The sequence below is a fragment of the Paenibacillus sp. J31R98 genome, assembly GCF_056269245.1.
Window position 1 is genome coordinate 1,297,908 of the sequence record NZ_JBWDNO010000001.1, and the last position, 14,602, is coordinate 1,312,509.

At 47.4% G+C, this 14,602-nt stretch carries 15 protein-coding genes; 9 read left to right on the top strand and 6 right to left on the bottom strand.

Going from position 1 to position 14,602, the window contains the following annotated elements; all coding sequences use genetic code 11:
- Positions 1 to 25 precede the first annotated feature (25 nt).
- Positions 26 to 631, bottom strand: a complete 606-nt coding sequence (locus AC0YNX_RS05795; RefSeq protein WP_475814678.1) for a TetR/AcrR family transcriptional regulator C-terminal domain-containing protein — start codon at positions 629 to 631, stop codon at positions 26 to 28.
- A 200-nt stretch (positions 632 to 831) separates the two neighbouring features.
- Between AC0YNX_RS05795 and AC0YNX_RS05800 the strand changes: the two genes are divergently transcribed.
- Entirely contained in the window at positions 832 to 1,800 is a 969-nt protein-coding gene (locus AC0YNX_RS05800; protein WP_475814679.1) for a quinone oxidoreductase family protein, read from the top strand.
- Positions 1,801 to 1,831: 31 nt separating this feature from the next.
- Here AC0YNX_RS05800 and AC0YNX_RS05805 read toward each other — a convergent pair whose 3' ends face one another.
- A complete protein-coding gene (locus AC0YNX_RS05805; protein ID WP_475814680.1) occupies positions 1,832 to 2,146 on the bottom strand; it encodes a hypothetical protein in 315 nt (104 codons plus the stop codon).
- A gap of 84 nt (positions 2,147 to 2,230) precedes the next feature.
- Here AC0YNX_RS05805 and AC0YNX_RS05810 point away from each other — a divergent pair, with 84 nt between their 5' ends.
- From AC0YNX_RS05810 to AC0YNX_RS05825, 4 genes are all read left to right on the top strand, one after another.
- Positions 2,231 to 3,085, top strand: a complete 855-nt coding sequence (locus AC0YNX_RS05810) for an ABC transporter ATP-binding protein (RefSeq protein ID WP_475814681.1) — start codon at positions 2,231 to 2,233, stop codon at positions 3,083 to 3,085.
- Positions 3,078 to 3,734, top strand: a complete 657-nt coding sequence (locus AC0YNX_RS05815) for an ABC-2 transporter permease (RefSeq protein WP_475814682.1) — start codon at positions 3,078 to 3,080, stop codon at positions 3,732 to 3,734. The genes AC0YNX_RS05810 and AC0YNX_RS05815 overlap by 8 nt, the downstream gene beginning before the upstream one ends.
- Positions 3,731 to 4,096, top strand: coding sequence for a GntR family transcriptional regulator (locus AC0YNX_RS05820; protein WP_475814683.1), 366 nt, complete (start codon positions 3,731 to 3,733; stop codon positions 4,094 to 4,096). The genes AC0YNX_RS05815 and AC0YNX_RS05820 overlap by 4 nt, the downstream gene beginning before the upstream one ends.
- A 104-nt stretch (positions 4,097 to 4,200) precedes the next feature.
- On the top strand, positions 4,201 to 4,995 hold the full coding sequence (locus AC0YNX_RS05825) for a class I SAM-dependent methyltransferase (RefSeq protein WP_475814684.1): 795 nt from the start codon (positions 4,201 to 4,203) through the stop codon (positions 4,993 to 4,995).
- Between the two features lie 77 nt (positions 4,996 to 5,072).
- Here AC0YNX_RS05825 and AC0YNX_RS05830 read toward each other — a convergent pair whose 3' ends face one another.
- The 4 genes from AC0YNX_RS05830 to AC0YNX_RS05845 are packed head-to-tail and all read right to left on the bottom strand — an operon-like array spanning position 5,073 to position 9,168.
- The gene (locus AC0YNX_RS05830; protein ID WP_475814685.1) at positions 5,073 to 5,306 is read right to left on the bottom strand and encodes a hypothetical protein; all 234 of its coding nucleotides are present in this window, start codon (positions 5,304 to 5,306) and stop codon (positions 5,073 to 5,075) included.
- Positions 5,306 to 6,490 (bottom strand): Ger(x)C family spore germination protein, encoded by a 1,185-nt coding sequence (locus AC0YNX_RS05835; RefSeq protein ID WP_475814686.1) that lies wholly within the window; start codon positions 6,488 to 6,490, stop codon positions 5,306 to 5,308. The genes AC0YNX_RS05830 and AC0YNX_RS05835 overlap by 1 nt, the downstream gene beginning before the upstream one ends.
- Before the next feature lie 4 nt (positions 6,491 to 6,494).
- Positions 6,495 to 7,604 (bottom strand): GerAB/ArcD/ProY family transporter, encoded by a 1,110-nt coding sequence (locus AC0YNX_RS05840; RefSeq protein ID WP_475814687.1) that lies wholly within the window; start codon positions 7,602 to 7,604, stop codon positions 6,495 to 6,497.
- A gap of 28 nt (positions 7,605 to 7,632) precedes the next feature.
- Positions 7,633 to 9,168 (bottom strand): spore germination protein, encoded by a 1,536-nt coding sequence (locus AC0YNX_RS05845; protein ID WP_475814688.1) that lies wholly within the window; start codon positions 9,166 to 9,168, stop codon positions 7,633 to 7,635.
- Positions 9,169 to 9,375: 207 nt separating this feature from the next.
- Between AC0YNX_RS05845 and AC0YNX_RS05850 the strand changes: the two genes are divergently transcribed.
- The 4 genes from AC0YNX_RS05850 (at position 9,376) to AC0YNX_RS05865 (ending at position 14,490) form a co-directional block, all read left to right on the top strand.
- Complete coding sequence (locus AC0YNX_RS05850) at positions 9,376 to 10,854, top strand: sensor histidine kinase (RefSeq protein ID WP_475814689.1); 1,479 nt, start codon at positions 9,376 to 9,378, stop codon at positions 10,852 to 10,854.
- A 7-nt stretch (positions 10,855 to 10,861) separates the two neighbouring features.
- Positions 10,862 to 11,566 carry a response regulator transcription factor gene (locus tag AC0YNX_RS05855; protein ID WP_475814690.1) on the top strand — a complete coding sequence of 235 codons (705 nt, stop codon included), beginning with the start codon at positions 10,862 to 10,864 and terminating at the stop codon, positions 11,564 to 11,566.
- Between the two features lie 138 nt (positions 11,567 to 11,704).
- The gene (locus tag AC0YNX_RS05860; protein WP_475814691.1) at positions 11,705 to 13,177 is read left to right on the top strand and encodes an S-layer homology domain-containing protein; all 1,473 of its coding nucleotides are present in this window, start codon (positions 11,705 to 11,707) and stop codon (positions 13,175 to 13,177) included.
- Between the two features lie 173 nt (positions 13,178 to 13,350).
- Positions 13,351 to 14,490, top strand: coding sequence for an acyltransferase family protein (locus AC0YNX_RS05865; protein ID WP_475814692.1), 1,140 nt, complete (start codon positions 13,351 to 13,353; stop codon positions 14,488 to 14,490).
- Positions 14,491 to 14,602: the final 112 nt, after the last annotated feature.

Sequence of the window (14,602 nt, forward strand, 5' to 3'; positions counted from 1 at the left end):
GAACCTGAACATGGGCTGGCATCCATTATTGCCTATCAATGATGAGTCTCAGTCCATCATCATAGAGATCATCTGCCGTGCGGCCTGAATTGAAATACTCCTCTATGCCTGCAGCCAGGGTCGGATGGTCCTTGTGGAATCGTTCCATATCAAAGTCCTTAGTCATTTCAGAGTCTAGCGGCGTTTGCTCCTTGATGACATGGCCTAAAGTGAAATGGGTCGCAGTCAGTACGATCAAGCGAGAATCTCGCAAACTAACACCTGCAGTAAGCAGAGTTCTAATCGCCACCTCCATCCAATCTAGCATGGTAAGTGAGAAGTGTGCCCCTGCGGCTACTCGCGCACCATCCGTATAGCTGAGCAACGCTTGTCTCAATTGGTTGAAAACTTGAAACAGCCATTCTTGCCAAGGCTGCTTAACCTCTCGCTGGCGTAATTCTCGTATTACTGGCTGTAATATCCGCTCTGCCATTTCATTGGTTAAAGCTGTTTTGTTCTTGACATGCCAATATAATGTGGGAGGTTTAACGCCCAGTCTATTGGCCAAAGCCCGCAAGCTTACACCTTCAATACCAACCTCGTTCAGCAGTTTCAGCGCTTCTTCTATTACAACGTCCTTGTTCAATGCCATCTTCTGCACAATCTCCTCGACACGATCTTTTTCGTAAATATATCCTCTCGACAGTTTAACACATATAGTTTATACCTCAAATATTTATCAATACATGTTAGAGAGGAATCGTTGACAGTCTAATACATATAGACTAAACTGAAATAAATACTCTATAGATGTTATAGAAAATCATCGACGTTTATAAGGAGGTACACAGTATGAAGGCGGCTGTATTGCATAAATTCGGGGGAAACCCACGGTACGAGGATTATCCAGATCCGATTCCAAGTGAAAATGAAATCGTAATCGATGTAAAGGCAGTTTCGCTTGAGAATGTCGATAAAGCAATGGCAGCCGATAACCATTTCGCTAGTCGTCAGTTTCTTTCGGCGCTTCCGGCAATCGTTGGATTCAGCGGGATTGGAGCGCTTCCGGACGGTACGTTGGTTGGATTTGGCGGGATCAAGGCGCCATACGGATCAATGGCGGAGAAAACAGTCGTACCTAAAGCATACACAGTCCCTATTCCTGATGGAGTGGATGCCATCACCGCGGCAGCAATGCCAGCCCCGGCATTAACATCACTATTCCCCCTCAAATATGGAGCAAAGCTTCAACCCGGAGAGACGGTGTTGATTAACGGAGCGACCGGTGTCGCAGGGAAACTTGCAGTCCAGATTGCCAAGCATCTCGGTGCGGGTCGTATTATTGCAACCGGTCGTAATGAGGAGACGCTCAGGCAAATCCAATCGTTCGGAGCTGATACGATCATCAATTTGAAGCAATCCGATGAACAGCTGGTCGAGATATTTAGGCAAGAAGCTGAACTCGGATTGGATGTCATTCTCGATTTCTTGTGGGGGAATGTCACGGAATCGTTAATTCGCTCACTTGTGCCCAATGAATTGAGCTTCGCCAAGCGGAGAATCCGCCTCGTTCAGATTGGTGAGAAATCAGGTTCAACGCTCACTTTATCTGCTGACGCGCTGCGAACAACTGGCCTTGAGATCATGGGAGCAAGCGCAGGCATCACTCCGGAAGCGATGCAGGAAGGTACTAATCAGGTATGGGACTGGATTCTGAATAACGAGCTTCACATGGATGTTGAACAAGTACCTCTTCAGCATATTGAAGCTGCATGGCGGCGTGATGATTATCCAGGTAAACGATTAGTCATTGTCATGTAAGAAAGGAGGTGAATCCATATGTTGAATTCCATTAAACGCTGGCATCGAAAAAGCGTTCAAAGTATCGCTTCCACATTTGGGCTTTCGGAAGATAGGAGTCATCATCATCTGGTACAAGCTCATCATCATCAGGCACATGCTCGACATCGAGGATTGAACAAAGCTCATCTTCATAACCATCGCAATTCGGAGAGGCATGCTCGGCATATTGCTGAAGTGATGGCCGGAACCAGTTGGTTAAGCAAATGGGAAAGATTCGTATATAAGCAGATTCGACGCATCGCAAGGTAGCAAACGGATCTAGACTGTTCCTGTTGGAGAGGGAGCAGTCTTTTTTGTTTTTCATATATCCAATTGACTCCATTTCATCTACGTGATATATTGTGCATGCACGATATACACAATTTGATTAAGGAGGCTTGGGGACTATATGCTGGCTCTGGACATCCGCAATTTAAATAAGACCTATCCGAACTTCCGGTTGACCGATGTGTCTTTTCAGTTGGAGAAAGGATATATTATGGGATTTATCGGCGCCAACGGCGCGGGAAAGACGACCACCATCAAATCGATCCTGAATATGGTTCGAGTCGATAGCGGCGAGGTCCACGTACTGGGCAAGAACATGGCCGAACACGAGATCGAATTGAAGCAAGAGATCGGCTGCGCGTTTGGAGGCATCGACTTCTATACGCGGAACAAGATCAAGACGTTGACCAATACGATTAAGAAATTTTACGCGAACTGGGACGATAATACGTATTACAACTATTTGAGAAGGTTCAAATTGGACGAAAATAAAAAAATCGTCGAGCTGTCGACGGGCATGAAAGTCAAATACAGTTTGGCGATTGCCTTGTCACACGGCGCCAAGCTGCTGATTCTCGACGAGCCGACTAGCGGCCTCGACCCGGTTGCCAGGGATGATCTGCTCGATCTATTTCAAGAACTCGTGTTGGACGGGGAGATCAGCATTCTGTTCTCCACCCACATTACGTCTGACCTTGAGAAGTGCGCGGATTTCATTACATTCATCGAGAATGGGAGAATCGTCCAAAGTGCCGAGAAAGACGAGTTTATGCAGTCTTATCGCTTATTAAGCGGGAGCGCGAATCAATTGCAGGAGGTGAAGGATCGGCTCATCTCTTGCAAAATTAATTCGTTCGGCTTCACGGGGCTTATCCACGCGGAGAATTTCGATCCTTCGTCCGATCTGAAATCGGTCATTCCGAGTCTTGAGGAAATCATGATCTATTTCGCGAAAAAGGAGGATGTGCATGTATAACCTGATGATCAAGGATTTGAAATTAGGCGTTACTCCGCTGTTTTTCTTTCTCCCTGTAATATTCGGCGCCTTAATGTTGATTCCGGGCTGGGTCTACTTCCTGGTTCCGATGTATTTCAGCTGGATTACGATCCCCAACACATTCGCCGGCTTCAAAACGCAGAACGATTTGATGTTATCTGCGATACTGCCCGTAACCAAACAAGACATTGTGAAGGCGAGAGTCGCCATCATCGTTTTCTTGGAATTGTTGCATCTTGTCATCGCGATGATCTTCGGCATGCTCACGTTACACTTATTTCCGAATATCAATTACTATTTCTTCGCGCCGTATATGGGGTTCTGGGGGCTTTGCTTCGTCATGATGGCGATCTTCAATCTCCTCTTTATCTCTATTTATTACAAGACGGCATATAAATACGGTTTCGCAACCACAGCATCTATTACGGGCGCGATGCTGTTTGCCGGAGGTGCGCAGTGGCTCGGCATCGCAAGTCCGGTCTTTAATGATATTTTCTATGGTGCGGGCATCGATAATACCATGCTGCAGCTGTCCATACTGGCCGCCGGAATCGTCATCTTCGCCCTATTCACCTGGATCGCGTATCGGATTGCGGTCAAGAGGTTCCTGAAAGTGGAGATCGCATGAACGTATCGATATCGCATACATCCGAAAAACCGATTTACCAACAGCTCTTCGAACAAATCAGCGCCCAAATTCTGAAAGGCGAGCTGGCAAGCGGCTACTGTTTGCCGCCGATACGGCAAGCGGCCCTGGAGCTGCGAGTGAGCGTTATTACCGTCAAGAAAGCTTGGGAAGAACTCGAACGCAGCGGCTTAATTAACACGGTAACGGGAAAAGGGTGCTTCGTAGCTGAATTCTCCCCGGAAGAGATGCTTCAACTTCGCAACGAAATGGTTCTGTATCAGATGGCAATCGACGCTTCCTATTACAAATCCTTCGGCCTTCGGATAGATGAGGTTATCGAGATGATGAGGAAGGTTTATTGAATACAGATTGATTACAATCAAATATAACCTGACATCAATGATGGAAGAATAAGGGAATCATGCTATGGTTAAACCATTCCTACTATCAGGGAGGTCATCAACCTATGCAACGACCCCAAATATGGCACTACGGCCTAGTCGCGCAATCGTGGGCGAATGCTACGGAAGCTGGACCGGAAGGGGCGTACTACAAGAAGCTGATTGAGACGTCTGGACAACCGGCGCTTGATCTGGGCTGCGGCAGTGGACGCTTGCTGCTCCACTTGTTGCAGGCTAATCTGGATGTGGACGGCTGCGACTACTCGGAGGATATGCTGGCAGTCTGCAAGGAGCGAGCAGCCGAGCAAGGCCTTTCACCCCGGCTCTATGCGCAGGCTATGCACGAGTTGGATCTGCCCCAGCGCTACAGGACGATATTTGCCTGCGGAGTGATTGGTCTCGGTGGAGAGCATCGTCTGACGATGCAGGCCATGCAGCGCTGCCATGAGCATCTGCGTCATGGCGGCACGTTAGCATTCAATTATACGGTGCGATGGAACGATCCGCCCGCTTGGCTGGCGAGGTTGCCTGAGAACAGGTTGGCGGAAGTCGAGGAGTGGCCTGAATCGAGTGAGCGTCAGCGCCTGGCCGATGGTACAGAGCTGGAAATGGTAGCCCGATCACTTCAGACAGATCCCTTGGAGAACGTCGCGACTCGTCAGATGCGAGTTCGGCTGTGGCACGAAGGAGTCCTTATCAAGGAGGAAATTCAAACGCAAAGGTTGGATGATTATACGAAGAACGAGTTGGTGTTGATGCTTGAACGCGCAGGCTTCAGCGACATACAGATCTTTGGAGATTACACCGACGAACCAGCTACCGCAGACCACCATGAACTGATCTTTATCTGCCGCAAATAGAATCGAGTCCCAAGCCTGCCGGCATTGCCGTCGGGCTTTATTTTTGTCGGACGAGAAGAACATCTATAGGCATGTTACTAGCTCATAAGGTACTTCCCGATCTTCTCAAATGGAATTGTGAATATACTTATTGGATTAAACCAGAACGTCTGGCTTAAGAACACGACCGAATACATCACCACAACGATGACCATTAATACCATGTAGCTGTTGGCTGCCCTCACTTCGCGTTTACGAAATAGACTGCGGACTTGAAAATAAGACACGGCAACCACGAGTAGGCTGAATAACAATACGTTAACAATCTGCATTAATTTACGTCACCTGTTTTCTCATTTCGGTATAAAGGCAATTTTGCGTAACCTGTACCAATTACTGATATTTTAGCCTGAACGGTTACATGAACTTCAGGATAAGCATCTGTCCATGTAGAGGAAAGGCGCTTCCAATCTGAAGGGTGTGTAAGATACAGGCTGCGACCAAACCCGAAGATATCGGCATTGTATTGCTGCTGGCTCTTCTTCACCGACTTCTCGATGGATTGAATGAGCTGAGAGGAGAGAAGTTTATTCAAGAGAGCTATTTGGTTAGGTTGACTAAAGTCAAGCTTCGTCTCATTCTCAATTAACTCGCATTCACCTTCAATAGACACATGCATACGTACCGTATTTCCTTCAATGGACGGATGGAAGCTGTGTTTCGACTTGAGAACTTGTACGCTGACATTACCATCTCCTTGCGGAACGTAGACCGTAACATAAGCATTCGACATATTCTTGGTGGCCCAGTTCAATGCGCGTGTATCTTCGTCGTTGAAATAGCCAATTAATTTCAGCTTCTTAAATAGACCTACTCCATAAAGCTTGATGTGCGGTTCTGATCCCGACGACGGCGAGGGAGAGGAAGCATCCGTTTTTTGTTTTTGAATAACCTCGAATGCCCCCATAATAGGTTCGATCCCCTCCGAGGAGGCGGTAGCATTAAAGTTCATGATGGTAGTTGCTCTGCCGGAAGGTTGCTTATGCAGGTTCTGGAATTGATCCGCAGGAATCGCTTCGAGCGCTACCGGATAATTAAGCAATGTCTGAGCATCCGAACCTTTAGCTAAGAAAACCATGTTTCTCATCCGCATATCCATCTCACGCTCATAGCTATCAAAAACTTTTTCCAAACCATGTCGTGCCATATTCTCTCCAATGATAATGACTCTCCGATGGGAGTAATACAGTTTAAGATGAGTCATTTGCTGCAATCGTTGGCGAGTATCAGCTAGCGTTTTGCCTTTCGCAGCAATGACGAAAAAGGACTTCGGATCACCGCTGCTTCCGCTGGATTGCAGAGGAGTAGGAATTGCGATTTGGACGCTCTGCGTTAAGGTTCCGTCCTTATTGAAATCTAGGCCGCTGGCCGTAACAATCGCTAGAGACTTCACTTCTTTCCGATCCCAGCACCCGGTAATGATTAGCAAACTCATGATAACCCATGCAACGATCATATTCCTAAGTCTCATGAGAAACACTCCATCTTGAACGGATCCAATCGATGCATAATAGAAGGGTTGGAATGAGATTTGCAGCGACGAAGCTTGTAACAGGGAAGGAATAGAAGTAGAACTGCAAAGTAATATCCAAACCCGGAGCAGCCTTGATGATCCATATCGTTCCGATAAATACGATTAATACAACAGGCAGTGTAATCGTTCGCTGATTCTTAACCTGACAGATCTGACTGACACAGAGACAGGTGACGAACAGAAAGGTGGCTAGCTTAATAAAGCCTACGGATATCCATACCGGAAAAAAAACAGGATCGAGCCTTTCTAACACATCGCCTAAACTAATGTAGCGGATTAATGCTGCGTAAGGGAACGGGAATTTCGATACGAGCGGGCCTTCGATAAGTGTACATATAAGTACGGTCTTCAGCATGAACAGGGTAATGATCAGCGTTGAATACATGGATGCCTTAAATGCTTGACTTGGTTGATTCATAGATGGGATTAAGAATGCGATGAGAATCGTTTCCCCTAACCAGCCACTGGGTACAGCTGCCCCCTTCAGGATCGAGAGAAGTCCATTATCAGCAACAGGCTGAAGATACGTAACATTCCAATCACGAATCGATACAAGTGCAATCGTGAGAGCAATGACGATCATTATCGGGAAGATCATCTCGCCACTCCGGCCGATAACACCTATGCCGTACCATGCAGCAATACCACAGACGACGAATAACATGAGCAAGATTACGACATGGGGAGTAAGCTGATGTGAAATCACTGCGATTAGATCTGCGATCACTTTCGAAACCGCGGCTGCGTAGATAAAGAAGAAGCAGAAGTAATAGGCTTCCACTAACTTACTGAACCATTTTCCTAAAATGCTTCTGCTGTACTCCATAATGGTCATATTGGGATATCGAGAGGCTAGCGCAGTAGAAACCACGATACACCAAATGCTAGTAACTGGCGCGACCAAAATGGACAACCATGCATCTTGCTTGGAGAATTGTGCAGGGAAGGCTGCGATATTAAAAATCTCGGTGCCGAGAACCGAGATGCTAATGATAATAATAAATTGCCATTGGGTGAGCTTCTCTTTATGTATCATCTGCGCCTCCGCATTCTAATAGCCGTGTTTACTTTGAATCTGGATGCTGTCTTGGCGGAATTCTTAATCTGTTTTGCCCAGCTGCGGTCTTTGGCCGCAAATTCATTTTGAACCATGGTTTGCGAATGAATACATCCTTTAATCCGTCTATGGAAAGCGGTGCTACTGGATAGAGATATGGTACGCCAAAGGAACGCAATGCAGCTAAATGGACTAGGATTGCAATAACTCCGATCATTAATCCGTAGAAGCCCATGAAACCAGCCAGTAATAGCAGCGGGAATCGCAGCAGACGGAAGGCTAATCCAAAGTTATAACGCGGAACAATGAACGAGGCAATTCCAGTCGTCGCCACAACGATGACCACAGGAGCAGATATAAACCCGGCCTGGACAGCGGCCTGTCCGATAACAATACCGCCGACGATGGTGACAGCGGAACCAACCCCTTTGGGAAGACGTAACCCCGCCTCGCGTAGAGCCTCGAACGTAATTTCCATCAGAAGCGTTTCAATAATAGCAGGGAATGGGGACATTCGTTGCGATGAAGCAATGCTTAATAAGAGGCTGGTTGGTAAGACCGGATGATCATACGTGACTAAAGAAACGTACAAGGAAGGCAGAAATAAAGAAACGGTCGTAAATAAAATGCGCAGCCAGCGAATAGGCGTCGCAATTATCGATCGTTCGTAATAGTCTTCACTTGCTTGCAATCCGGTCCAAAATGTCATTGGTACGACCAAAGAGACAGGGGTACCATCTGTTAATATAGCTACTTTACCTTCAAGAAGACTCCCTATGACCACATCAGGTCTTTCCGTGTTCTGTATTTGAGGAAATGGTGAGTATGGATGATCTGTAATAAGTTCTTCAATATAGCCTGACTCTAAGATCCCGTCGATTTGAATTTGTTGAAGCCGGGTACGAACATCATGAAGTAATTCTTCCTTCGCAATATCTTTTAAGTAAACGATTACGACATCCGTCTGCGATAGTTTTCCAATCGATATGGTTTCCATTTTTAACTTGGCGCTCCGAAGTCTTACACGAATTAATCCTGTGTTCGTCTGCAAACATTCCACGAATCCCTCGCGAGGTCCTCGGATAACAGGCTCTGATTGGGGGTCTTCAATCGCTCTTCTTTCCGAACCTTGAACAGATACTGAAATACCATAGTCCATTCCTTCAAACAGAAATACAACATCGGCCTTAAGGATGCAATCTACGATGTCGCAAAGGAGAGTTACCTTCTTCGTCTTGCTAACGGGGATAAAGTTAGCTTGAATAACTTGTTCTATGCCATCCGACTTCTCGAGGTCCCGAGAGAAATTCGAGAATTGTTTGAGGACCATGTCCTCTAGATGCTTCGTATCGGGCAGGCCGTCGATGTAAATCGCGAGCATATCGATCTGGGTAGGTATTGAAGAAGAATGGAACACAATATCAGAACAATCTTGGAATATGGCCTTGATCATGTGTTCATTTTTCGAAATGCTAGAATCTAACGGGATGTTGTATTCAGGTTCTGATTCATTCCCGATAGGTGGATGGTTTTCTATTTTCATTACAACGGTTCTCCTTTAGCCCAATAAACAAGAAAGCATGAAGTTAATGGAAGTAACTTATCCTAAATTATCCTTTTTTATGCGGATAAGAGGGGGGATAAGGTCATGAGCGAGAATGCAATCGCCGAGTATGAGAGCTGAGTATTGGAATGGCAGCAGGCGTTTTATGATAGAATATGACCTAGACTAGAGAGGAGGGGGTACTTGTTGTCGATCCGCTTTCGCCTTTTATTCTCGTTTACGTCGGTGGTCATCGTGTCGGTAACGCTGTTTATGCTCGCGGCTTACTTGTTGTCCGTGGCGGCGACGGGAGATTACCGGAGCGTGCGAAGCTTCTATACGATTCATTACTCACTTAACCCGCTTTCGGAAGAAGAAGAGAGCATTTTTCTCGATTTGAAATATTTGGCCAAACATGATCCGGCGAAGCTGAATGACATGAAGCTGCTTCAGGATTACGATACCCAGCTCAAAATGGTCAAAGCCGGCTTGCTTGTCCGCAAAGAAGCTCGCTTAATCTATACGACGCCGAATCTGCTGGAGGATAAACTGGCTGATTCACTGCCCGACTACGAGATGGGCAATTATTCGATTCGCAATACGATGAACGTGGGGAGTCGGTTTTTTTCTTACGCCAAATTCGATTTTTATTATGATGCAGCGTCAAAAGAGAAAGGGAGCATCTTCGTCCTTCGGGAACGCAGCCCGTTCGCTGAGATTGTTCGTAAAATGCTGCCTGTCCTCGTAGCCATGTTCGCCTTTATTGTGCTGCTGACTGGACTTATTCTGTATCGATACGTGACGCGCAAAATCGTCATTCCACTCGAAGGGCTCCGCAATTCGGCCGAGAGGATCAAGGAAGGCGATCTGACGAACGAGCTGCCGTCCGCTTCGAAGGATGAAGTCGGACAGCTTGTCATGAGCTTCGATGAAATGAGGCGCCGGCTGCAGGAATCGATTCAGCTGCAGCTTCAATACGAAGAGAATCGCAAGCAGATGCTGTCTAACATTTCTCATGACCTGCGCACTCCGATTACGACCATTAAAGGCTACGCCGAGGGAATCCGCGACGGCGTAGCTCAGACGCCGGAGAAGCTGAAGCAGTATGCGAGTGCGATTCATACCCGTGCGGCAGATATGGAGAGGATGGTGGAGGAGCTCTTCTACTATTCCAAGCTGGATCTGAAGAAAGAGCCTTTTGCATTGGAGGAAGCTGACGCCGTGTCGCTGCTTCGCGAGATCGTGCTTGATCATGAAATCGACTTCGAACGTGAAGGCATTGAGCTTCAATGGAGCAATCTGCCTAAGCAGCCGATCCCGATTCTCGCCGATTACGAGAAGCTGAAACGGGTCATCCGTAACCTAATAGCGAACAGCATCAAATTCATGTCGAGCGAACCGAAAATCATAACCGTTGACATTCGCCTGGATGAGAACGAGGAAGCCGTTACGATTACGATCGCCGACAATGGGCCGGGTATTAAGCAAGAAGCGCTGCCGTATGTGTTCGAGCGTTTCTACAGAGCCGACGACTCCCGTTCTCCCAATGCCGGCGGTAGCGGACTGGGCCTGGCGGTTGTCAAGCAGATTATCGAAGGACATGGCGGGGATATTGCTGTGAGGAGCGAACCCAGCAAGGGAACCGAGATTTATTTTACTCTTCCATTACTAATGAAACGCCGGTGATACTTAAATGAAACAGATATTGATTATAGAAGACGATCCGCTAATTGCCGAACTGCAGAAGGATTACTTTGGACTGCATGGCATGGAAGCTGAGATCGTGCATGACGGACAAGCTGGATTGGAGCGAGCGCTAAGTGGAAACTTCGATCTTCTAATTCTTGATTTGCAGCTCCCTGGCGTAAATGGCTTTGAAATCTGCAGACAATTGAGGGAGAGGCTCGACATTCCGGTGCTCATCGTATCGGCCAAGAACGAGGAAGTCGACAAAATCAGAGGCTTCGGGCTAGGCGCGGACGATTTCGTCACGAAGCCGTTCAGTCCCAGCGAGCTGGTTGCTCGGGCGAAGGCGCATTTGGCCCGATATGAGCGCTTTACGAAAGACCGGGTGAAGGAGCGAATTTCCGCCGATTCGTCCGTGCTGCATGTACGGGAGCTGTCGATTCATAAAGCGGCTTATCGCGTCTTCGTGCATGATCGCGAAGTGTTCTTGACGACGAAGGAGTTCGAGGTGCTGTTGTTTCTTGCCGAGCATCCGAACCGGGTCTTTAGTAAGGAAGAACTGTTCGAGCGAATCTGGGGGCTTGCCTCGAGCGGCGAAATCGCGACCGTAACTGTTCATATCTCAAGAATTCGGGAAAAAATTGAATCGGATCCATCGAAGCCGCAATTTATAGGAACAGTCTGGGGCGCGGGCTACCGGTTTACCGTGTAGCGTGCAAGCTAGTTTACACATTGTTTCCGCTTTGTTTATAAATTGTTTAGATTTCCTTAGAAGCCAGTTTAGCGCCTTCCGTTACGATAAATAGGTCAGAAGGAACGTCACTAAACGTATACGGAAAGGAAGATAAACATGAACAAGACAAAGCTGCAAGCAACAATCATCGCTATGTCAGTCGCAATCGGAGGAGGTACCTTGCTTCCTTACCATACACCTGCATCGGCGGCTTCAGCTATAAGCACGAATGCGGAAATAAGCGCCCAGCAAGCGGTAGAACGGCTTGCTGAACAAGGCATTCTGCAAGGAACCGGCGACGGGAAGCTGCATGCTGAACGGTTCGTCACGAATGCCGAATTCATCAAGATGGCCGTCCTAGCGTTTGGCCTTAAGCCGGAAATCGAGACAGTCTCATCGCCGCAGATCAAATGGTACGAGGCTTATGTGAAAGCCGCAGTTACTGGAGGATTACTAGAGGCGAACGCGGCATTCATGCCGAATGAGCAGGCACAAGCCGCAGAGCTAACTCCGATGATTGCGAAGGCGCTGCAGCGCGACGTCAAATCCGTGCAATATTGGATGATGATCCTGCAAATTGGACAAAGTCACTTGACGCGCGGCCAGGCTTCGCAGCTGCTTCTGATTTCGCAACAAGCGATTAGAAGCGAGTCCGCTTCGATCGTGTCGGTTAAAGCGCTGAACCAAATCACGCTGGAAGTGAAGCTCGACCGTCCTATGACGCTGGAAGATGAGACGACGGCTGCCGCGCAATCGAATTTCGTGCTAAGCAATGGCTTAAAGCTGGTCAACCAGCCAAGATTAAAGACTGGATCGACAGCAACGTACATCGTGCCCGTCCAAACGATGAAGTCTGACGAAGTCTTCACGCTAACTTATAAAGGGAAACAGACATTCCGAATCGCGTCCAGCTCGGAAACGATCCATCTGAAGGACGTGAGGCAGGTGACCAACGATACCTTCGAGATTAGCTCATTGCGCGAGGAAGGCGTCATCGATTACGGCTATGTCATCTCCGCTTATGCCGGCGGTCGCGGTGCGAACGCGATCGTTCTTGAAGAAGACAACAGCTACAACGGCCAGCCGCTTCAAATCATTTCATCGCTGGCAAGCCGTCAGGCGGTGTTGACGCCGGAAGGCGGTTCGCCGATCACCGTCAATTATGTCGGTTTTACGCAGTCGACCGATGGCAAGCAGGAGCCGAAGTTCCGTCTGCCTGCAGGCATGTCCCTCCAGCCTGGTACCACGTATTCGGTAACCTCGGATTGGTTTGAGGTTAAGAACAACACGTTTACCGCCGTCCAGATCGAACCGCTGCGGATAGACGCAGCCTTGAATATTGATGGGGCGTCGATCTCGGTTACATTAGCTGCTGATCCGGGCGACGAGATGTTTGCTTACCGTTCCGTCGAACTGAAAGGAAGTGACGGTTCCGTGTTGACCGCGCAATATCGGGTACAGACGCGGAAAGGGGCAACCGGGATTTTCGATCTGCAAAACGGAGGTAAACTGGTATCAGGGATGAGCTATGAACTAACGCCGGTCGGAGCATGGGCAACGGCGGATGGGGTTAAATTAACGACAAACTAGCATGACGATCGATAGCCGGCTCCGCATGGAGCCGGTTTTTCGTTTCTTCTATTACTGCATGCTAGCTTAGATTGGTCGAAACGAATCTATAATGACATATTTCAACACCTTTTTTTAATTCTATGAGATATACTCCTGAGTAGTCCGCGTAATCAACGAAGGAGTGCATGACTATGGAACGCAATGTCGGTTTGGATCTCATCCGCAGCATCGCTATTTTACTCGTTTTGTTCTGCCATGCACTCGGATTCTTCTTCATGCCATATCACGATTTCAACCCAATCAACTATGTGACGGGCTACTTAGGCGTAGAGCTGTTTTTTGTATTAAGCGGTTTTTTGATCGGGCGGATTTTGTTAAAGGACATCGTTGAGAATGGGTCCCTCTCCGGATTAAAACAATTCTATCTCCGCCGTTGGTTCCGAACGCTGCCGCTGTATTATTTCACGGTGTTCGCTACCTATTGGTTAGTAAGTAAGGATATGGATTTTACAAACCTCATATTTCTGCAAAACTTTAACGAACAACATTTATCGTTTCTACCGATCTCCTGGAGTCTTTCCATCGAGGAATGGTTTTACCTGCTGATTCCGATTCCTCTGCTATGGGTAGGTAAGTTTCGCAATAAATCAGCGGCTTTCTTCGTTATGACATCATTGCTTATCGTTCTTTTTCCACTGCTGCGAATGGCTGAAGTCCAGGGCGGTCAACCTGTCTGGGATTTTGGTATCCGCAAGCAAATCCCGCTTCGTCTCGATAGCCTTGTGTTTGGCGTCATTTTGGCTGGTTTCAGATACTACCATACGACTTTTTACCGTAAGATTCTCGCTGGCAGAACATCATTCGTACTAGCGTTAGCCGGGCTATCGTATTTCAGTGGCTATTTAGTTTACAAAGGCATTCAAGATCAAACTATGGATCAATCCTGGTTTGAAAGGACGATCCTGTTCAGTCTCGTATCTTTGTTTATCGCACTGCTGATTGCCGTGTTGGAGGTGCACTTCCCGCGACTGGATCGTCTTCCGAAGCTGCGCGCTTCGATTCGCTTCATAAGCAACCAGAGCTATGGGTATTACTTGTTTCATTGGAATTTATTCATCTGGTTCAGCAAGGAAAATACGACGCATAGCATCGGACATAGCTTGTATTTGTTGATTTTTGCGCTTATTGTGTTGTTCACGTTTACTTTCCTCATGCACCGGTATTATGAGATCCCTATTATGAAGGTTAGAGAACTGATAACAACGAACTCCAATCGGGCGGAAGCTGTACTTCCGATTTCACGAGAGAAAGGACCTCTCAAGTACGATTAGCTCTTTTCATCAATTCCCCATGATCACTTTAAAGGCCGCGAAAATCGCGGCTTTTTGCATTTATGGCATGACGTTCATGACATAACCAGATGACGTCAGGGTTTGTTAGCAT